This is a genomic window from Veillonella montpellierensis (genome assembly GCF_947090115.1).
Classification (GTDB): Bacteria; Bacillota; Negativicutes; order Veillonellales; family Veillonellaceae; genus Veillonella; species Veillonella montpellierensis.
This window is the reverse complement of record NZ_CAMUMS010000001.1, coordinates 78,190-99,609: the sequence shown is the minus strand read 5'-3', so window position 1 is coordinate 99,609 and position 21,420 is coordinate 78,190. Positions and strand designations below refer to the sequence as shown.

19 protein-coding genes are annotated in these 21,420 nt (G+C 34.2%); 1 reads left to right on the top strand and 18 read right to left on the bottom strand.

Annotated features, from left to right (window positions below; genetic code table 11):
- Positions 1–100: 100 nt before the first annotated feature.
- On the top strand, positions 101–2,179 hold the full coding sequence (locus tag P6940_RS00470; protein ID WP_028257271.1) for a transglycosylase domain-containing protein: 2,079 nt from the start codon (positions 101–103) through the stop codon (positions 2,177–2,179).
- Between the two features lie 284 nt (positions 2,180–2,463).
- Here P6940_RS00470 and P6940_RS00465 read toward each other — a convergent pair whose 3' ends face one another.
- The 18 genes from P6940_RS00465 to P6940_RS00380 all read right to left on the bottom strand — a co-directional run bounded on the left by P6940_RS00465 (position 2,464) and on the right by P6940_RS00380 (position 21,237).
- Complete coding sequence (locus P6940_RS00465; RefSeq protein ID WP_277292870.1) at positions 2,464–4,842, bottom strand: endonuclease MutS2; 2,379 nt, start codon at positions 4,840–4,842, stop codon at positions 2,464–2,466.
- An 18-nt stretch (positions 4,843–4,860) separates the two neighbouring features.
- On the bottom strand, positions 4,861–7,311 hold the full coding sequence (locus tag P6940_RS00460; protein ID WP_277292869.1) for a DUF3656 domain-containing U32 family peptidase: 2,451 nt from the start codon (positions 7,309–7,311) through the stop codon (positions 4,861–4,863).
- Positions 7,312–7,363: 52 nt separating this feature from the next.
- The gene (gene pheT, locus P6940_RS00455; RefSeq protein WP_277292868.1) at positions 7,364–9,808 is read right to left on the bottom strand and encodes a phenylalanine--tRNA ligase subunit beta; all 2,445 of its coding nucleotides are present in this window, start codon (positions 9,806–9,808) and stop codon (positions 7,364–7,366) included.
- Between the two features lie 12 nt (positions 9,809–9,820).
- Complete coding sequence (gene pheS, locus P6940_RS00450) at positions 9,821–10,843, bottom strand: phenylalanine--tRNA ligase subunit alpha (RefSeq protein ID WP_028257275.1); 1,023 nt, start codon at positions 10,841–10,843, stop codon at positions 9,821–9,823.
- A 422-nt stretch (positions 10,844–11,265) separates the two neighbouring features.
- The gene (locus P6940_RS00445; RefSeq protein WP_028257276.1) at positions 11,266–11,730 is read right to left on the bottom strand and encodes a PaaI family thioesterase; all 465 of its coding nucleotides are present in this window, start codon (positions 11,728–11,730) and stop codon (positions 11,266–11,268) included.
- 293 nt (positions 11,731–12,023) lie between these two features.
- Positions 12,024–12,722 (bottom strand): shikimate kinase, encoded by a 699-nt coding sequence (locus P6940_RS00440; RefSeq protein WP_277292866.1) that lies wholly within the window; start codon positions 12,720–12,722, stop codon positions 12,024–12,026.
- A gap of 265 nt (positions 12,723–12,987) precedes the next feature.
- A complete protein-coding gene (locus P6940_RS00435) occupies positions 12,988–13,329 on the bottom strand; it encodes a hypothetical protein (RefSeq protein ID WP_277292864.1) in 342 nt (113 codons plus the stop codon).
- A gap of 76 nt (positions 13,330–13,405) precedes the next feature.
- Positions 13,406–13,807, bottom strand: coding sequence for a hypothetical protein (locus P6940_RS00430; protein ID WP_156004865.1), 402 nt, complete (start codon positions 13,805–13,807; stop codon positions 13,406–13,408).
- Between the two features lie 149 nt (positions 13,808–13,956).
- Positions 13,957–14,808, bottom strand: coding sequence for a hypothetical protein (locus P6940_RS00425; RefSeq protein ID WP_028257279.1), 852 nt, complete (start codon positions 14,806–14,808; stop codon positions 13,957–13,959).
- Between the two features lie 11 nt (positions 14,809–14,819).
- Positions 14,820–15,227 carry a hypothetical protein gene (locus tag P6940_RS00420; RefSeq protein ID WP_028257280.1) on the bottom strand — a complete coding sequence of 136 codons (408 nt, stop codon included), beginning with the start codon at positions 15,225–15,227 and terminating at the stop codon, positions 14,820–14,822.
- 147 nt (positions 15,228–15,374) lie between these two features.
- Entirely contained in the window at positions 15,375–15,941 is a 567-nt protein-coding gene (locus P6940_RS00415; RefSeq protein WP_277292863.1) for a hypothetical protein, read from the bottom strand.
- The gene (locus tag P6940_RS00410; RefSeq protein WP_028257282.1) at positions 15,910–16,239 is read right to left on the bottom strand and encodes a hypothetical protein; all 330 of its coding nucleotides are present in this window, start codon (positions 16,237–16,239) and stop codon (positions 15,910–15,912) included. The genes P6940_RS00415 and P6940_RS00410 overlap by 32 nt, the downstream gene beginning before the upstream one ends.
- A 216-nt stretch (positions 16,240–16,455) precedes the next feature.
- A complete protein-coding gene (locus P6940_RS00405) occupies positions 16,456–16,938 on the bottom strand; it encodes a hypothetical protein (protein WP_028257283.1) in 483 nt (160 codons plus the stop codon).
- A 41-nt stretch (positions 16,939–16,979) separates the two neighbouring features.
- Positions 16,980–17,597, bottom strand: a complete 618-nt coding sequence (locus tag P6940_RS00400) for a prepilin peptidase (protein WP_162138907.1) — start codon at positions 17,595–17,597, stop codon at positions 16,980–16,982.
- Positions 17,598–17,617: 20 nt separating this feature from the next.
- A complete protein-coding gene (locus P6940_RS00395) occupies positions 17,618–18,019 on the bottom strand; it encodes a prepilin-type N-terminal cleavage/methylation domain-containing protein (protein ID WP_038113396.1) in 402 nt (133 codons plus the stop codon).
- A gap of 15 nt (positions 18,020–18,034) precedes the next feature.
- Positions 18,035–19,213 carry a type II secretion system F family protein gene (locus P6940_RS00390; RefSeq protein ID WP_277292862.1) on the bottom strand — a complete coding sequence of 393 codons (1,179 nt, stop codon included), beginning with the start codon at positions 19,211–19,213 and terminating at the stop codon, positions 18,035–18,037.
- The gene (locus tag P6940_RS00385) at positions 19,200–20,231 is read right to left on the bottom strand and encodes a type IV pilus twitching motility protein PilT (protein ID WP_277292861.1); all 1,032 of its coding nucleotides are present in this window, start codon (positions 20,229–20,231) and stop codon (positions 19,200–19,202) included. The genes P6940_RS00390 and P6940_RS00385 overlap by 14 nt, the downstream gene beginning before the upstream one ends.
- Positions 20,215–21,237 (bottom strand): GspE/PulE family protein, encoded by a 1,023-nt coding sequence (locus tag P6940_RS00380; RefSeq protein WP_277292860.1) that lies wholly within the window; start codon positions 21,235–21,237, stop codon positions 20,215–20,217. Before P6940_RS00380 ends, P6940_RS00385 begins: the two co-directional genes overlap by 17 nt.
- Between the last annotated feature and the right edge of the window lie 183 nt (positions 21,238–21,420).

The following is a 21,420-nucleotide window of genomic DNA, read 5'->3' as shown; positions in this document are numbered from 1 at the left end:
TATGTCAGTTTATCATTCATCAGAAATGAATTTTAAAAATGTGCTATAATATAACTAATTTCTATTATATATTACTGATTTGTACACAAAGAGGTGTCGTATGGCTATAAGAAACTCGTCGCCCCAATCTCGACGACGTGTAACAAAAAAATTACCAATTTCTAAGAAAAAGAAGTCCCCTATTAAGCGATTTATATGGATATTCTCTATCTTATTTATATTAATTATTGCCGGTGCTGGTTGTGGTTTTATTAGTGCCACTATGCAAAGCTTGCCTGATGTAGCTTCTGTACAACCGGCCGCTTCTTCACAAATCTATGATGTACATGGCAATTTAATTACTACTATACATTCTACAGAAAATCGATTACCCGTTAAATTAGCGAATGTGCCGAAAAATCTACAAAATGCTTTTGTTGCTACCGAAGATGCTCGTTTTTATAGTCATCATGGCATAGATCCTATTGGCATACTTCGAGCAGTGTGGGTTAATATTGCCCATAGTGGTGTTGCTGAAGGTGGTAGTACAATTACTCAACAGTTGGCACGTAACGCATTCTTAACACAAGACAGAACATTAAAACGCAAACTGCAAGAAGCATTACTAGCTCTACGCTTAGAGCAACACTATACAAAATCAGAAATCTTAGAAATGTATATGAATCAAATTTATTTTGGTCAAGGTGCATATGGTGTGCAAGCTGCCTCTCATGTCTATTTTGGGAAAGACGTACAAGATTTATCATTAGCACAATGCGCAGTCCTTGCAGGACTGCCACAAAGTCCAAATGCCTATTCTCCATTTAATGATTTAGAAGCTTGTAAAAAACGTCAAGCTACTGTATTAGGACAATTAGTAAAATACGATTATCTTGATAGTGCTTCTGCAGAAGAAGCAAAAGAAGCTGATTTAGAATTACGAGAAAAGACAGAACCTGCTCATGCTAAGTCAAATGCATCGTATTTTATTGATTACGTAATTGCTCAAATAGCACAAAAATATGGTGATGATGCCATTTATAAAGAAGGCTTAAAAGTATATACAACAATCGATATGGATGCACAAAATGCAGCGGTAGATGCTATGAATGAGCTTCCTACCTTCTACACAGATAAAAATGGCTTATCCCAACCACAAGGTGCTTTAATTGCTATCAATCCTCATAATGGTTATATCGTAGCTATGGTAGGTGGTCGTGGCAATGACTCATTTAATCGTGCAACACAAGCAGAACGCCAGCCTGGTTCTGCCTTTAAACCATTTGTATATTTAGCAGCCATTCAACAAGGAAAAACACCGGGATCATTCATAGAAGATTCACCTGTTGACTTTAATGGTTGGAAACCTCAAAACTATGAAAAAACCTTTTCAGGCAAAGTAACATTGCGCTACGCCTTACAACACTCTATTAATGTGCCCGCTGTAAAACTAGCTGATGAAGTAGGCATGAGTAAAGTGTTAAAATTAGCTGAAGAAATGGGAATTAGCACATTAGATAAAAAAAGTGATAATAACTTAGCATCAGCACTTGGTGGATTAACACATGGTGTATCCCCTATTGATATGGCTACAGCATATGGTACGTTAGCAAATGGTGGTGTAAAAGTTAAACCTATTGCTATTACTAAAATCATTGATCGAAATGGCCAAGTCTTAGAAGAGTATACAGTTGATGAAAAACGTGTAGTAGAGGAAAAAGATGCAGCCATTATTACTAATATGCTAGAATCTGTTATTAAAGGTGGTACTGGTGGCGGTGCTTATATTGGTCGTCCTATGGCTGGTAAAACAGGGACAACGGATGACTCTAAAGATGCATGGTTTGTTGGATACACACCAGATATGGTAACGGCCGTGTGGATGGGTGACGACTATGGTGTAGAAACCTTGAATGGGACTACTGGTGGTACTGTACCTGCTCAAATTTGGAAAGAATTCATGACTGTTGCCTTAGAAAATATACCTGCTTCTGATTTTATAGTTCCATCGGGAGCCCGTTCTATTGTCAACGAAGGGCTGTATACACCGCCTGCAAAAGACGCTAAAAAGAAGTCAAAAACAGACAAAGATAAAAAAGATGATGCAGAAACTGCTAACGATACTAATGAAAAGTCTTCCAATACGCCTATGCAATCAGATACAGCAAAGCCTAAAGAATCAACACCTTCGAAAGAATAATCATCATATTTTTCTAAACAAAAATTCACCTTCCTTGATTGTATAATGCGACTTGAACGTCATCATATATACGTTAAGTGATTTTGTAGAACAAATTCGATGATCTTCCCTATAGTGAGTGATGATTGTTACTCCACTGCATAGACTATCACTACGCTAGAGATATATAAGAAAAGCTCGTATGACAATTGTCATACGAGCTTTTCTTATTCTTCTTTTACTAATCATTCTATGATTGCACCACTTATACAGACTATGCATCATTGTTATTTTATGGCATAAAACTATTTTAAGACCACATTAGTAGCTCCCGCTCCACCTTCATCATATCCAGCAATTTCAAAGTGAGAAACTTGAGGTAATGTGCGTAAATAATTATGAATGCCTTCTCGCAAAGCACCAGTTCCTTTACCATGAATGATACGAACTGACCCAATACCAGCTAATAAAGCTTGATCAATAAATTGCCCCACTTTTACTACGCCTTCATCAACGGTGCACCCTAATAAATTGATTTCCGTTTTAGCTTGTTGTTGACGTAATATAGCGGCATTACTTCTCTTTCTTCCCTGTTTTATCATGCCTACATTCTGATTTCTTGCTAGTTTCTTAGATTCTTCATCTGTCATAGCATATAAATCCATTACTTTTACTGTTGCTGTTAAGCCATTCACATCTACTGTAGCTCTTTTCCCCTGTATAGATAGAATCGTTCCCAATGCATTTAACGATTTTACATACACCATATGACCTACTATAACTTGATCAATAGGTAACAACTGTCTTTCATCATCACTATTTTCTAGGGGCACTTGGACTTTTGAAACACTCTTACGAGCTGCGGTGATAACATCTTGGCGTTTTTGTTTATCTGTTTCAGAAAATTGACTTTTCAGTTCTTTAATAATTCGTTCACTTTCTATACGAATAGATCGTTTCAAAGATTCTGCTTCTTTTTGCGCCTTAGTTAAAATTATTTTTTTCTTTTCATGTATGGACTGTTTTTCTCGTTCCACCTGTGATCGTAGTCGCCGTGTTTCCTCTAGTTCTTTTTTTAAAGCTCTCTCTTTTTCTTTTGTTTTCCGTAACTCTTCATTTAATTGAGATAATATAGCATCCATATTACTGGTAGCAAAACTATTTTTAGTTTCTTTAGCATTTGCAATAATTTCCTGAGGAAGTCCTAGCCGAGCAGCAATACTCAAAGCATGACTACTCCCTGCTACTCCAATATGCAGCCGATATGTAGGGCGTAGTGTACGTTCATCAAATTCTACATGTCCATTCTCTACACCTGATGTTTCATAAGCATAATGTTTCAATTCATTATAATGTGTACTCACCATGGTAAGTACATTACGCATACGAAGATACTCAATGATAGCTAGTGCTAAAGAACTCCCCTCTTCTGGGTCAGTTCCCGATCCAACTTCATCAAGTAATACTAAATCTCTACAAGTAATGTGACTCAGAATTTTTTTGATATGTCGCATATGTGCTGAAAAAGTACTCAGACTCGCCACGATACTCTGTTCGTCTCCAATATCGGCATATATATTTTGAAAAACAGGAAGTATAGAGCCAGTCTCTGCAGGAATACATAATCCACATTGGTTCATTAAGCTTAAGAGTCCTAATGTTTTTAGGGCTACCGTTTTACCGCCTGTGTTCGAGCCAGTAATTAATAATATATGATACGTTTTACCCAAAATAATATCAATGGGTACTACTTGTTGCGGTTCAATCAACGGATGTCTTGCTCGCAATAATTTTATTTCATTTTGATCACTTAAAATAGCAGGCGTAGCTTTCATCGATATAGCTAACGAAGCTTTCCCATAAACAAATTCGATATGGCCAATTCTTTCACATGTATCCAATAAAGAATGGCTATCAGATTTTACATAGCCAGATAACTCCGTATAAATACGCAATATTTCTTGTTCTTCATTTAGTAGAGCTTCTTGTAAATCATTATTTAATTCCACCAGCCGCATTGGTTCAATATATAAGGTAGATCCCGTTGCTGATCGGTCATGGACTAAACCTTCTACCATATGACGATATTCTGATTTAACAGGAACAACATAGCGGTTATTTCTCTGTGTTACCAATAGCTCTTGAAAGTATTTTTGATTCTCTTTATTCTGTAATATATTTTGCAGCTCATGCTTTATACGTTCTTTAGTATGTTTAATACTAGCACGCACTTGTGATAATTTAGGAGAGGCTGTATCAAGTAATTCTCCTTTATCATCAAAAGTCCTTCTTAATTTTCCTTCTAATCTATCAAAGTTAGGCATCTCTTGAATCCACAGTGCTAACAACGGATATTTTATATAGTTAGCTTTAAAAAATCTATGTACCCGTTTATACGCAAGAATACTAACAAAGATATCTCGGAACATCTCTTTACTTAATACAATATCTTTTTTACTTTTTTTACAAGCTTCACGAATGTCCCTAGTGCCGCCTAAGGGTTGCTCGATTTCACTTTGTAATGATTGAATAGCCTCTACCGTTTCATTTAATGCTTCTTGAATTTTATCTTTATTTTGCATTGCCTTTATATGTAATGCATACTCTTTAGCTAAGGTAGAACTACAATGTGCTTGTAATGCTTGTTTAATGTGAGAAAAATCTAATATATCTTCACTAAACACAATAGGTTGTCACCGCCTTTAATTACCTTCAAAAATTCCTCTAAAATAATGTCCTCTTGTACTTTTCGTATCTAACAGATCTTTCTTAGGAGGAAGTTTTCGTCCTTCTACAATATCCACATATGATTGCACAATGGATAATAAATTATCCCCTGTTTCTTGTCGTCCTTCAATTCGTAAAATAGAAATGCCTCGTTTTATTAATTCTGGTATATACGCACGCATATCTAATACATGTCCGTTCATGATATGCATACGACAATATGGATCTGTATATACAGGAAATAATTCACCTTTTCTATCTTTTAAATAATACCTCCCATGTAAACAAGGTTGCATGCATGTTTTCTTACTACTTGCCCCTAAAAAACTACCAATGACACAATATTCAGAAATCATCATTTCTATACGCCCATGAACAATCGTTTCAATAGGTATTTGAACATAATCTACTAGACTTGTAATTTGTTGTAATGTCATTTCTACGGACGGCGTTATGGCTGTAACACCAATCGCTTCATAAAATGAAGCGGCTTCTCTATTAAAAATATTTAATCCTGTATCCGCTTCAATAGGGCCTGTATATTTCAAGCTCTGTAATAATATTAATATACCCGGAGAATGAAAGCTAATCGCATCTGGTTGACTAGCAATAATATTAGCTAACGTATGACATATCATCGGTATTTCATTTTCTTTAACGACCCTTGGTGTGCCCATTACAATGATGGCATCATGGTCATGACAATACTCAACTATATATTGATATATACTATCTTCATAAGGTCTACGATATAATCTTTCTCCACCAAATAGTATTTTTTTAGCCCCTCCCGCAATAGCAGCTTTAACCTGTTCAATTTCATCACATCGCACACTAATAATAGGACTTTTTTTATGCCATAAAATTGGTTTTTCTACAGTCTTCCATAGTGGATACATATTATTCTCATAATCATAAACGTTTCTTCTTTCCTTATGACCTAGTCTTTTCTCCTCATGCCGTAGCAACAAACTTTCCTCAAGTTTTACAACTGCCTGTCTTCTTAACTCATTTAGCACACTAGCAGGCCACATATAATCGCCTTCAGGAATAGAAATAGAGGCTAATTGAAATACAGTATTGCCCAAACGTCCTAAATACGATTGTACTTGTTCTAATGATGTCGGTCTATGTGTAGCTATCGCTGGAGAAAATTCGTGAACTACTTCAACAGATACACCATCTTCTAATACATACGTTAAGGATGTACGATTATCATCTGTAATTTGTAAATACCCATATATAGGATATTTTCTAGAAAACTCACTAAGTCCTCTTTTTTTTCGTGATTTTGGTAGTGATACTGTATATATCTTACCAGCTATAGGTTTGTCATCAGGTACAATTGTATACCGCAACTCATCAATTTTTTGCCACGCATCCGTTAATTTGTAATGCCCTATATGACCAGACTCATTAATAATTTTTAACACAGTACCCTTTTCAATAGGTTCATCTAAATGAAGGTTAAGCCTCCCCTTATGTACCGTACTATGGCCTATTAATTTTCCTCGATGATTCGGTGCTACTGCGGTAATCATATCTTTACCTACACATCCATCTAAATAGGCTGTTGAAAAGCCACGATTAAATGCAGACTGTAGTGCATATTTATCCTCATTAGTCACACATCCTGCTGCATCTATGATATGTCGATACGCCCCTACTACTTTATGAACATATTCAGCCTGTTTCATACGCCCTTCGATCTTAAACGAGGCGACTCCCATTTGAATTAATTCTTCTATATGTTCACTATAATTTAAATCTTTAGGACTAAGTAGGTATGGTGTATGTTTTGGCGTTACGCATTGACCAGATTCATTGACTAGTTCATAGGGTAATCGGCATGGTTGTGCACAAGAACCACGATTACCACTACGTCCACCTATAAAACTACTCATCAAACATTGTCCAGAATAACACACGCACAGTGCTCCATGAATAAATACTTCAATTTCTGCCTTAGCACCTTCACAAATAATGCGAATATCTTCTAAACTTAACTCACGAGATAAAACAACACGACTAAATCCCATAGCTTCATAAAATTTAACAGTTGCCAAGTTGGTTGCTGTCAATTGTGTGCTGCAATGCAATTGAAGTGACGGTGCCACTTGTTTTGCCAACTTTGCTACCGCCATGTCTTGCACTATAATCGCATCAACGCCAATCCTTTCAAGTTCTTGTAAATAAGTAGACAATCCTTCCATTTCTTTATCGCCAATTAAAATATTGACTGTCACATGAACCTGTACACCCAATAGATGTGCTAATCGAACTGCTTCTGATAAATCTCCTGAATTAAAATTATCTGCATGAGACCGGGCGTTAAACTGCTTTCCACCTAAATAAATTGCATCTGCACCAGCCTCAAGAGCAGCTATAAAATTTTCCATCGTACCCGCTGGGGCTAATAATTCCATAGTTCCTCCACAAAGAAAGAGGGTTTACAAATGCAAACCCTCCCCTTTATCATTAACGTAATTTGCAGTTAATTTCTGCCAACTTCGCAATAATTGTATCAATAGTACTTTCAACATCACTATCATTTAATGTGTCTTCCATAGAGCGAAATTGTAGTGTATATGCTAAGCTACGAAATCCTTCTTCAATGTGCTCGCCTTCGTATACATCGAAAATATACGCCTTTTCTAAATAAGCCCCACCATTTTCACGAATTATTTTCAAAATATCTTCACTACTACTAGTAATAGGCGCGACAATCGCTAAATCACGACTAATACCTGGGAATTTACTAAACGGTTCATATCGTAATGTAGGTATATCTATCTGTAAAATGCCTTCTAAATCAATTTCAAATATATATGCCTTACTTTCCATATCAAAATTCTTAGCTACCTGTGGGTGTAATTCACCAAATCTAGCGATTTCTACATCATTAACATAGTATGAGGCACTAACGCCAGGATGCAAATATGCTTGTGAGCTACGTTTTACGATATAGTTAGTGATACCCATATCAGCTAATAATCCATCTACAACGCCTTTTATATCATAAAAATCTGTCATCCGTTGTGTAACACACCATTGTGGCTCCGTTACTTTCCCCATCATCAATCCACAAGCCATAGGTCGTTCATGAGGTAGTTCTTTCAAAGGTAATTCTTTAGGCTCATAAACATTACCGGTTTCAAATAGCCATAGATTTTTATTTTGTTGAGCCATATTGCGAGTAGCACATTCAAGCATAGCTGGTACTAGTGTTGTACGCATATATGGAAATTCTTCAGAAATAGGATTTAAAATAGGTATGGCTGTATAACGAGGATCATCTTCTTGCAATAATAAATGATGTAAACTATCTTTATGCATAAAACTGAAGGTCATTACTTGGCTCATTCCCACAGAGGATAAATAATGATTTACTTTCTTAGTCAATTCTTTTTTAGGACTCATAGACCCACTCGACAATGCAGCCCAAGGAGTAGTCGGTTTAATATTGTCATAATTAAAAATACGTGCTATTTCTTCGGCGATATCTGGCATAATAGCCACATCAGCACGCCAGGATGGAATCGTAGCTATAATAGTACTATCCTGTTTAGTAACTGTAAAGCATAAAGATTGTAAAATATCAATCATAGTAGATTCAGAAATATCTGTACCTAAATAATTATTAATCGCCTCAGCTGTAAAGTTTACTACGCGAGTTTCAACAGGACTTAGATTTACATCAATTCGACCGCTAGCAACTTTACAAGATGAACAAATTTCTTGTAATAATTGGCATGCCCGATCAATAGCTAATTCTGTATAAGAAGAATTAACCCCTCGTTCAAACCGTCCAGATGCTTCTGAACGCATACCTAAGGAACGTGATGTACGTCGAATCGAAGGACCATTAAATACCGCGGCTTCAAAAATAATAGACTTACTATTGCTGGTTACTTCTGAATCAAATCCTCCCATGACACCAGCCACACCTATAGGACGTTCTTCATCAGAAATAACTAACATAGATTCTGTAAGTTTACGGTCTGTTCCATCCAATGTTTGAATAACTTCTCCCTTTTGTGCATTACGAACAATTAAGTGATGTCCTTTTACAAAATCATAATCGTAAGCATGCATAGGTTGTCCTAATTCGAGCATAACATAGTTAGTAACATCTACTACATTATTAATAGGGCGAATACCACTATTACGCAAACGATTTTGCATCCATAATGGAGATGGTCCAACTTTTATATCTGTAACTAAGCGACTGATAAATCGAGTACATAATTCTTTATTTTCAATAGAAACTGATACTTTTCCATCAATAGGATCACCATTTTCCACGACAGAAATCGTAGGAAAGATTGCCTTTTCACCTGTCATGACAGCAATTTCTCTACTCAAACCTACCATAGAAAAACAGTCTGCACGATTGGCAGTTAATTCAAATTCATATACGATGTCATTTAACATCATCACATCTTTAATATCTTTCCCAATAGGAGTATCTGGCGGCAAAATATAAATACCATTGGATTCTTCTGGTAACACTAAATCAGGAGAGATTCCCAATTCATTTGTGGAGCACAACATACCATTTGACTCAATACCACGTAATTTTCCTTTTTTTATAACCACACCATTAGGAAGATGCGACTTATGATATGCCACTGGTACAATTTGTCCTACTTCTACATTCTTAGCACCCGTAACAATTTGCTTAATTTCAATATTTCCATTTTCATCTATACATTTTATTTGACAGATTTGCAACTTATCTGCATCAGGATGTTTTGTAATTTCAACAATTTGTCCTGTATAAACCTTTTCAATTCCTTTATTGACAGATATAACATTTTCTACAGGAATACCTGCCTGTGTCAATGTATCAGCCAATTCTTGTGCAGGGCATTTTAAATTAACTGGCACATATTCTTTCATCCAAGTTAAACTTGCATTCATCGTGTCTACCTCCTAGAACTGTTTTAAGAAACGTGTATCATCCTCGAAAAACAATCGTAAATCATTAATACCATATAACAACATAGCAATACGTTCTACGCCCATTCCAAAGGCAAACCCCTGAACTTTTTCTGGATCATAGCCATTTAATCGCAATACATTAGGATGCACCATACCGCATCCTAAAATTTCTAGCCATCCTGTATGAGAGCATACACGACAACCTTCACCACCACACATAACACAAGATATATCTACTTCAGCACTTGGCTCAGTGAATGGGAAAAAGCTTGTGCGAAACCGAATTTTAGTCTTTTCTCCAAACATATATTTCAAAAATAGCTCTAATGTGCCTTTTAAGTCAGAAAATTTAATATCTTTATCAATAAGCAATCCTTCAACTTGATGAAATACTGGTGAATGAGTAGCATCATAATCCCATCTATATACTTTTCCTGGCGCAATCATACGAATAGGTGCATTCGATGTATGAGCTTGCATAGTCCGTGCTTGTACAGGTGATGTATGTGTACGTAATAAAAAGTTATCCGTAATATAGAACGAATCTTGCATATCTCTCGCTGGATGATCTTTTGGTAAATTTAAACACTCAAAATTATAATAATCCTGTTCTATTTCTGGTCCTTCTTCTACAGTATATCCCATCTTCATAAAGAATTCTTCAATCATTTCATTAACGATCGTCAATGGATGCATATGACCCTTTTGAGGTGCACGCCCTGGTAGTGTAATATCAATTTGTTCCCGCGTTAATTTTTCTTTTAGTTCCGCTGCATCAAATTTGTCTTGCAACGCACTAATAGCTTCTTCTAAAACTACACGAGCTTCATTCACCTTAGCACCTGCTGCAGGACGTTCTTCTTTAGATAATTTTCCTAGTCCTTTTAATAGTGCTGTTAATTCTCCTTTTTTCCCCAGAAACTTAACACGTATATCTTGCAGTTCTTGATTATTACTTGCTCCATGAATCGCAGATAATGCAGACTCTTTAATACTTTTTAATTGCTCTTCCATTAGAATCCTCCTATAAAAATAGACTTCACCCCATGCAAGGGGCGAAGTCTAAACTCGCGGTACCACCCTAATTAGTACTCAATATTCGTAACGAGAATAAAACGACCAACCTACTTATATATCATTCTATAGTGATAACTATATATTTTCAATTGATAGCTCCAAAAGGAAATGCACTCTATAAAAAGATGCAAAACTCTCAGCACTATTTTGCTCTCTGAAATCTTTTTTACTATAGAGGCTCATTTTATCATAGCCAAATTCATTATGCTATTAAACACTGATTACAGTATCATTCAATCAGTTCACAGTACATCAATTATACTGAATTTCACAAGAAAAGTCAAAATCAGACATTATATTTATACTATTTTGAATGACGTATTGAGTGCTGGTTATAAGTCAAAACCAGATACTATACTTTATACTTCATCTGGATTATCTTCTGCTATAACTTGCCATGGTAAATCAGGTAATGTAATTACATCGAGCACAAAAAATGTACCCTTAGACATGAATACTAATTCCCCTTCTTCATTATATACACGCCCAGTAGTAACCATAGTTGTTTTTCCATTATGTTCTACATTAGCCACTCCGCGGAGCAATGAACCACTCTTAACTGACTTTAAATAATTTCCACTAATCTCTAAGGTGCTAACTGCTTTACCTAAAGTAAAACAACTTGTCCCCATAAAACTATCAGCAAAACTAATACATACACCACCGTGTAAATCGCCTCGTAAATTAGCATGTCTTTCTATATGTGTTTGAAAAAACATTTCACAATGCCCTGGTAATACTTGATGAATCCATGCATCATTTGTCCACTCAAATGTATTACGCTTTCTAATATCTTCAAAGTAATCCACTAAATTGGTAATCATAGACTATCTCCTTTATCCATTCTTTATGTATGCCGTAATACATTATCAGATGCACATAATAGCTACAATGCTTATACAAAACAAGTGAAAAAGTTACATTCTTATATTAATACTAGAGTTCAAAAGATAAAAATACTCATTTGTAATACAAATTACTGGTGGCACATTATCAAAAATACCCACTTAATTATCTTGACTGATGGCAAGTATAGGGAAAAGCTAATGCTAACCTAGCATACGTGCTTTCATGTTAGTTACACTACAACTTCTGGTATCTTATAAATGAATACTATCTAATTTTCTTTACCTCTTAAGTGTTTTTCTCGTGTCTTTTGTTGATAATGAGCTACTTTATAGCTATGGCAAGTTTGTCTTTTTTCTCTCGTTTGACTCTTATCTCGATTAACAGATTGTATTATATTACTTGCTAGTTTCTTAGAATTATTATGTCTTTTTTTAAAGTAAATATTATTTTTTTGAAATTGGCCCTCAATTACACTTATAAGTTCTTTTGTGTGCCCATTAGTTGTATCTAATACAAAATCACATTTTTTATATACCGGTTTCCACCAATGAAGCATTGCCGTAACATAACCTGATACATCATCATAATTCATAGTAGGTCGTTTACCAATACGGCGATTTACTCGACTCACAATACGATATTGCGCAGCTCTAATACCAATAATATAAGAATATTTTTTTAAAAATCGTAATGTTTTCATTTCAATAGGAAAATTACCACCTACAGAAATGACGGCCTCATGATAGATAGACACTTGCTTTAAAATATCCGATTCTGCTTTACGAAAACCTTTTTCCCCCAACTTTCGATAAATATCGGCAATAGGCAACCCGTACCGTGCTTCTAGTACTCTATCAGTATCTACAAATTGCCAATGTAATTTTTCCGATAAATTTCTACCAAAATGACTTTTGCCACTACCCATAGAACCGATAAGTACAATATTTCTTTTTACCACATCTTTCATATCCATTCCCTTATCATATTCTAATAATCTTATTTTCTTATTGTACTATACTTTATCAATAAAATATACTACAAAAAGGTATACATCATTCATTGCTATTCATAGTGCATACCTTTTTATAGTATCTATATCCAGCTTATCTAAAATTCATCTTTCTTACAGTGGCACTAGCTACCTCTTCTATACACTTTATCAGTGACTATGTACATATGTGAGACTAACTCTATACATATAAAATTATCCTAATTGTACTGACTAGATTATATTATACGACGACCACATGAAATGTAATATGTAAATATCCTTGATTATACGTAAATTGTTGTGGTTTCACTCTGACAATCATCAATTCTTTTTCAAGTACATCTACCAGTTCTAAATACTCACGCAATGTACCGATAATCTCGACATCCATATATTCCTTATGATCCTCTATCCGCACAACTTGTACATGATTAGTATCAATAATATCTCTAACACGTCCACATATACCTTCATAATCTTCTTTTTGACGTAATGCATTAACAATGAACTTTGCATCTTTGCTATTAAGTACCAGTTCTTTTATAGCCATAGCTTGTGTAATATTTTCATAGGATTCTATCATCTTATTCTTTAAAGTCTGAAAATAGAAAATACTATATACGCCACTAATTATTAGCAATACATATATAACAATAGTACTAAGAATTTTTTTCGTTTTTAGGTGATTTGCTCTCATATACGCACTGTAATGAAAATGTAATTCTTTCAGTTGACTTCGTATGGTTTTGCTTCCCATTCACTTGTACTCCCTTGATTTTATATTTAATATTATGAACGAACCGTTCATAATATTGACTATTCTGTGCTATGCCAGTAATTAAAATTCCCGTATCGGAAAATGTAATTTCTTGTAATACAATTCCTTCTGCTATGGAATCTGCTATATATAAGGGAATGCGACTCGTTTCTTTGTTTGTATTTGTCTCAGAAGATAAAGCTTGTAAACTATTTCGATAGCGTGTTTCTTTTTCTTGTTGTGCATAATAAGTATCACTATGAATACACAAGTCATAAGCCTTTTGAGCATTATTATATTGCAAGTAAGAATATATTCCTACACCTATTACTATTATTAAAATGAAAATAGATAGAATCATGCTCCCGAGAACAAAAGGATAGTACCGTTTTCTTAGTATTCTATAATATATTTCAATGGGCAATAAATTAATCATCCTTATATCTCCATAAATTATTGAGTAATATTCACATAAGAAAGTCCTCTCATACAGAGTCCTGCTGCACATTCCCATGCAAGATTTCCAGTTTTATATAACTCATACGCTCTATCAGATATTTCGATATCTACTGGCGTTATCGAACCATAAAGCTCTATAATACTATCACATAGTATAGCTTTCTCAGTAGCTAATTGTTCTTTCCCATATAGCTGTACTCCTTCTATAGTAGTATCTTCAAACATAGCTAATGTATCTTCTATCTCTTCTAACCGTTTCCAGATCACCTCTTCATCTATAGCCACTTCACATTCAGCAACACAGGCACCTTTCCACCATGCAAAAAAATGAATGGTATTAGTTTCCCCATTGATAATCCCTAACAACAATCCAGTTCTTTTTTCATATAGATACGTTAAAGGAGCTGGATAATAATCAACTATTCGAATGTATCCTCCCCCTTTTGTGACACCGCTAATCAATTCATTAGTATCGTTTTTATTGACAGCAACAATATATACATATGGTTTGTCATCTATTGTACGCAAGAAAAAATCGAATTCATAAGTGTTTCTATCCCAAGGTATATATTCATCAATATGCCACTCAAGCATAGAACGTACTTCTTCTTTTGTTTGTAATTTACTGAATTCTCCATGAATATACACTTGTGTTTTCCCTACAATAGCAATCTTTTCTTCTTCTAACGAATATCTATGAATCAGCGAGGAGATGTCCTCTCCGCTAGATTTAGAGCGAGACATAGTAATGGCATCTTCCATTCTACAAACACCTTTTATAATGCGCATAATTACGGCTGTTATAATGTTATCATCAATATAAATGCCTACATATTTTCCTTTCATATATTTCCTCCTTAATAGGGATATATTTGCTCTATAAAAATAGATTGACGATTCCTATCGATACCTAGTTCAATACGTTTTTGAGATGACAGTTGATATTTTTTATCTTCACAAGTAACAATGGCCGATATAGTATCTCTTTTATTTACTATATGATGAACCGTAAGTCTGTATTGACTACTATTTTCTAAGACATAAGAACTCCTTAATTTGCGCCAATTATCTTTGCAGTATAATAGAAACCATGTAACACCACCATCTACCTTGTATAAATTTTTAGTATACACTAATTCTTCTTGTACAGTCTGTTCCATCACTACCACTTGTCTATATGTTAATGACCAAACTAGAATAAGCCCCATGGCAATACATAACACCATATAAGAAATAAATCCATTTTTTTCTAATTTATGCTTCACCTATAATCAAATCCTTATGCTATTAGTACACAACAGGATAAAATCTTACATCGAATATATAGAACGTCCCTCTTTCATTGTTCTATCTACTATGTGCTATATCATATCACTATAGAATGTTATCCATAATTTTCATATACAACACAACTATTCATTCCTATTTAACACACTTCTAAACCAGTAATAATCTGGCAAAATAATTTCTTTTACAGAATACGTCCCCATAATATATAAATCAGCTTCATCATATGGATTTTTTCTTTGAATCTGCCAGCTTAACTGAATACCTTCATTATTTTTAGAAAACACAAATTCATTATTATTCTTTGTAACATACGTATTAGTGACTTCATTCGCAACAGCTGTTCCACTTATCGGTTGTAATACACCATTGCTCATAACTCGAGCTAATATCCAGCCATCTTTTTTAAATCTCCAATATCCTTTTTTACCAATAGAAACCATTGAATAGTCACTATCAACTACAGAAGGTTCATTAGAAAATCGTATACGATTACCAATAAATAATCGTGTATATCTGCCGTCTGCCATTGTCTCTAAAGAGGATTGTACTTGTTCGATATATTGTATACTGTGAGAAGCACAAAAGCAGATCACGCCTATGAGTAAAAAAGAAATAATAGTGGCCATAATAGTCGATGCCAATATAAATCCTTTTGTATTAGATGGTTCCCAAGAGAGTCGATAATTCATATACTTCTTGTTCATTTTTATATACACCAACTCGATAATTAACAACTCGTACTGTATTTACCATATCAGTTGATACAGTTCCTTGAATATAAAAATCTCTATATTCAACGCGATCCAACAAAGGTTTTTTATTATTTTTATAATACATCTTCCCTCGTTCTGTATAAGAAATAGCTGCTTGCAAATAAGTATCCTTACACTTGACTTCATATATATCATAAATAACGGTATAAGATAAAAAATATATAATTGGCAATACAATGCATATAACTGATATTGCTATAATACTGTCACTCATAATAAATCCTGAGGGATGATCTATTGGGTTATACTTAATATAAAATCCCCCTTCCACTAATCATAATAATTATCTTTCACATTATTATGTTTATTATCTAGAGAAATACATTTTAAATAAAAAAATATGACCATAAAGTAATAAACTGTTCCTATTCGTCTAGAATGTATGCCGTATTAAATCAATTGACTTACAGCAATAAGGCATATACTATAGTCATCCAACTCCAGTCATATCACACCGAATACGTCCAGTTTGTACAGCGATAATAACTTGAACTTTTTCTTTAGTTATCGTGTCTTCTAAAATAATACGAGTTAATTGGTCAGGTAATCCATTACCATTAAAAAATACCTCTCCTGTACCACCAATAATAACTATATGACTTGGTAATTCGACTCTGGTATTAGGAACTGCCTTTGAAGATGAACGATGTTCATAACTATGTGTTTTTATTAATACACTTCTTAGTGATTCATTAGTTATGCGCCCCATCATATTATTTAATTGTGCTTCTTTTAAAGAAAGTGCTAATTCTCTTGCATATGATTGTAGTGCATAGTGATTTGATGTATATCGTTGTAAGCTTGCCTGCCCTACAGATACAACTAGTAATAAAATAGTAATTGATATAATCCATTCTGCTCCAACGAATCCATTATATGAAGCTCTACTATATCGATGTATCTTATGTATCATCTTTTTATCTCTTTCTTTAGTGATAATGTATAGTATCTATACTATCGCCATATCCACACATACCATTCTTGCGGTATAACAAAAGATATACAACTACTAAGACAGATAAAAGGGCCAAATGGTATGTATGAATCACATTTTTTATTAGAAATATATAGAAATATGAGATAGAGGCTTCCTAATAAAAAAGAATTGATAACCATACATAGGCTGCCAATAGGTGATTGCCAACAAACTAAAGCCCCAAACCACTTGACATCACCTGTTCCCAACCCATTACGACTTATTTTTCTAAGCATATAGGTAGCTATCATAACTAACAATGATATTTCACAACATAACATCATATCTGCTTCATGAATGTAATGATATAATAAGCCACTAATTGCTAATAAGCATGCATATATATCAGGCAATATATAATATTGCTGATCGATGGTAGCACCTAGTAGTAACCCGCCTAAGAAAATAACTACTAAGAAAATGTCTATTGTCTGATGAAAGTGTTGCATACAAATCCATAATAATAGGCCTGCATTCAAAGAAATAATACTATGTAGTTTAATAACAGATACATTCCATGTTACAATATTCCATTCTTGTAAGGTATAGATAACATACCATATACATAGATATGTCCAAATATAAATCCATATCATACCATCAGCCCTTATCATTTTTATTCTTGTTTAGTAACAACTATACTCTTAAATGAATTCCCATTCTTATTTTCTAAACTAATTGTATATTCCTTATCTTTTGTATCTTTTACGTGCTCTGTTAAATAGCCCTCTTTATATAATGTTTCTACAGTAGGAGGTGTTGTTACATTTTTATCTAGCAAATACAACTGTGTTGCATTTTTGATAACTTGCATGTCTGCTGTTTCTTTTGCTGTTCTAGCTTTGTCTGTGGCCGTCATAAATTGTGGCATAGCAATAGCTGCTAAAATAGCGATAATCGCAACAACAACCATTAATTCAACTAATGTAAATCCATTTTTTATCTGTCGCTGTATAGCCTCTTGATAATAACGCAGTTGTCTATTATATCTTAAGATTTCATTCTCAAATTCTCCCATATATACCTCCTAATATTATTTCATCATAGATGTAATAGCATCAAACATAGGTAATAAAATAGTGATTACTAAAAATCCTACACTAATTCCCATACAACTTAACATAATAGGTTCTAATAATCGTTCCATTTTCTTAGTATATTGTTCTAATAGTGCCTGATAATAAGTACTACAATGACATAACATATCTACCATTTCACCAGTTTCTTCCCCAATTTGAATGAGTTCATGAATAAAAGGCGTCCCTACGTAACAATCCTTCATGGCTAGGCCTAATGGTTTGCCATGCTTAACAGCATTAATCATGTCTTGGTGACATATTCTAGCATATTGATTTCTCCATAATTTAGTCGATAGTTCTAATGTTTCAATAAGAGAAATACCGCTCTGAATGAGTAACGACCAAACTTGTAAAATATTTATATAATAGATGCACGCTAGCCAATTATAGCGATTTGATTGTTTCCACAGCCATTTATGAACGTATAATTTTCCACCCCCTTTGTAATACCATATTCCCAATATAATCAATCCTAAACAATGAAGTAGTATAATTCTAACTATATGTTCACGAATCATATTTCCTGCCGTGAAAATAACTTGTGTCATAGCAGGAACATCCATATGCATAGTTTGAAATACACGCTGAAAGGAAGGTAAAATAAATACAATAGCAACACCAATAAAAATAATCATTAAACATAATAAAAATGATGGATATGTTAAAGCACCTATTATTTTTTCCTTATAAATCTTTTCTTGTTCATAATAATTACGAATCAACAGAAGACTATCATCTAGAGATCCAGACGCTTCTCCAGCCTTTAATACCGCTATACCAACTGAAGGAAATCCTTGCTCATATAATGCACTAGCCAATGATTTACCTCTTTGAATAGATTCTGATAATCGAATATAGTTTATATTATCTGGATGTTGCTCACATAACAATACAATAATTCTTCTCAACGGAATACCAGCCTTCAACAACAGCGATAAACGATAGGAAAATTCTATAACATCCTTACGTCGCCATCTTGTCTCTTGTGATTTTGCAGTAGCACCATGAATAGATATAATTGTATATTCTTGCTCTTTTAACTTAATAGCTACCTCTTGTTGATTTTCTGCCCACATATGACCTTCTATAAAAGCATCTGAAGTATCAACACATGTATATTCATATAGTTTCATAACAATATCCTAATAATGCTGTAAATTCAGATCTTGCTCCCCATGTTTTTTGCAATTCCTTAACTGCCATTTCCATTGTCTGCATTGGATAAGTCGTTTCTTGAATAGAACAAATTTGTGGCTCTTTACGTTGTCGTATTAAATTTGCAACAGCAGGTGTATTAATCAAAATATCACGAGCAGTAATAAATTTACCGTCAAAAACAAATAATCGTTGGCAAATAATAACTCGTAATACCTGTGATAGTTGATGTCGCATTTCTTCTTGTTGCTCTGATGAAAACATAGATAGCATTCTATGAATCGCCATAGTGGCTCGTTGTGTATGCATGGTTGCAAACACTAGATGTCCTGTTTCTGCTGCGTGCAGTGCTGCCTCTAAGGTTGAAGAATCACGTAATTCTCCTATCATAATAATATCAGGGTCTTCTCGTAGTGCATCTCTAACTCCCGTCGACATTGATTGTATATCTTTGCCTAGCTCTCGTTGATGAATCAATGAACATTTATTAGTAAATATATATTCAATAGGATCTTCCAACGTAACTATGTGACGATTCATATGTTCGTTTATATACGACACACAAGATGCTAAAGTAAATGTTTTTCCTGAACTAGTCGGTCCTGTAATTAGTACAAGTCCATCTTTTGTAGTGCATATGGAACGAAATAAATCTGCTTGCCTATCTCTTTCAAATCCAATGGTTCGATTATATAGTATGCGCAAGGTAGCACTCCAATGCCCATTGGATCTATATAAATGAACACGTATTCTAGTATTCTTATAGGTAAAGGCTGCATCATAGGATTGCTTTTCAATCAACTTAATACCACACTGACTAGCAATATCTAAAAAAATTTGATAACTCCCATGCATGTCATCCTGTTTAAGTAATTCATTGTCAATACGCATATAAATGGATTCTAATTCTCCTATATGAATATCTGTTGCACCTTTTTCCATTGCTTTTGATAAAACATCTATCAATGTGGAGGTCTGGCTAGATAAAGATTCCATGCCTTTTTACCTCCTCTTGTGTTGTCACTTTTCGCTCAACTAAAATTTTGGCACTATCTGCTAATGATGTAATTAAATGTTCTGGTATTGACTGTATCCAATGTGTCGTATCACTTGGTATGGATAATAATTCATATACACCTACTCGCCCCTGATAACTTTCTATAGTAGGTACGTATTTTCTCACTAATCGCTGAGCCATAGCACCAATTAAAGTAGCCTCAATCAAATAGGGTGCAACCCCCATATCAATCAACCGTTCCACTACTGCTTCTGATGAATTTGTATGAATTGTAGAAAACACTTTATGTCCCGTCAATGCTGCTTGAATGGCCAATGACGCAGTTTCTGTATCACGAATTTCCCCCACCATAATAATATCTGGATCTTGTCGTAACACAGCTCGCAAACCTGTAGCAAATGTAACGCCTACTTTTTCATTAATTTGAATTTGTCTAGCATGTTCAATATGTGCCTCTACTGGATCTTCTAAACAAATTAACTTATACATACTCAATTCAAGCCGCCGTAATAAAGCATATAATGTAGAAGTTTTTCCAGAACCAGTAGGCCCTGTAATTAGAAATAAACCATATGGGCGTTGTAATATTTTATCTATATAAGTGATTAACTCTGCGTCCATACCTAATTCTTCTAATGATTTGTAATTACACACATCTCCCATCAAACGACATACAACCGACTCACCATAAATTGTAGGCATGGTAGAAATTCTCATTTGAACAAATCTATCTGATTTCTTCCAATCCCAACGACCATCTTGCGGAATGCGTTTTTCTCCTATATCAAGTCCACTTTCTACTTTAATACGATTAATAACTTGTTCTGCATATTCAGCTGCTATATTTTTATAAAGTGTTAACAACCCATCTACTCTAAATTGTACTAATACACCATTGACTACTGATTCAAAGTGTATATCGCTAGCCTTTTCTAATAATGCTGCTTCTATGATGCTATCTAATTCTAAATCGACGTAAAACACAAGCCCTCCTTTCTGCAACTTTTTTCTTTTACACCTGTCTTACCTGTTGCACCAATAAATTCGAGATTATTTTTTAAACTCCTGCCAAGGTATAAAAATTTTTTTATTTACATAAATAACCGTTCATACTGTGGTAATGCTATATATTTATTTTAAGTATATTTATTGACTATACGAACATAT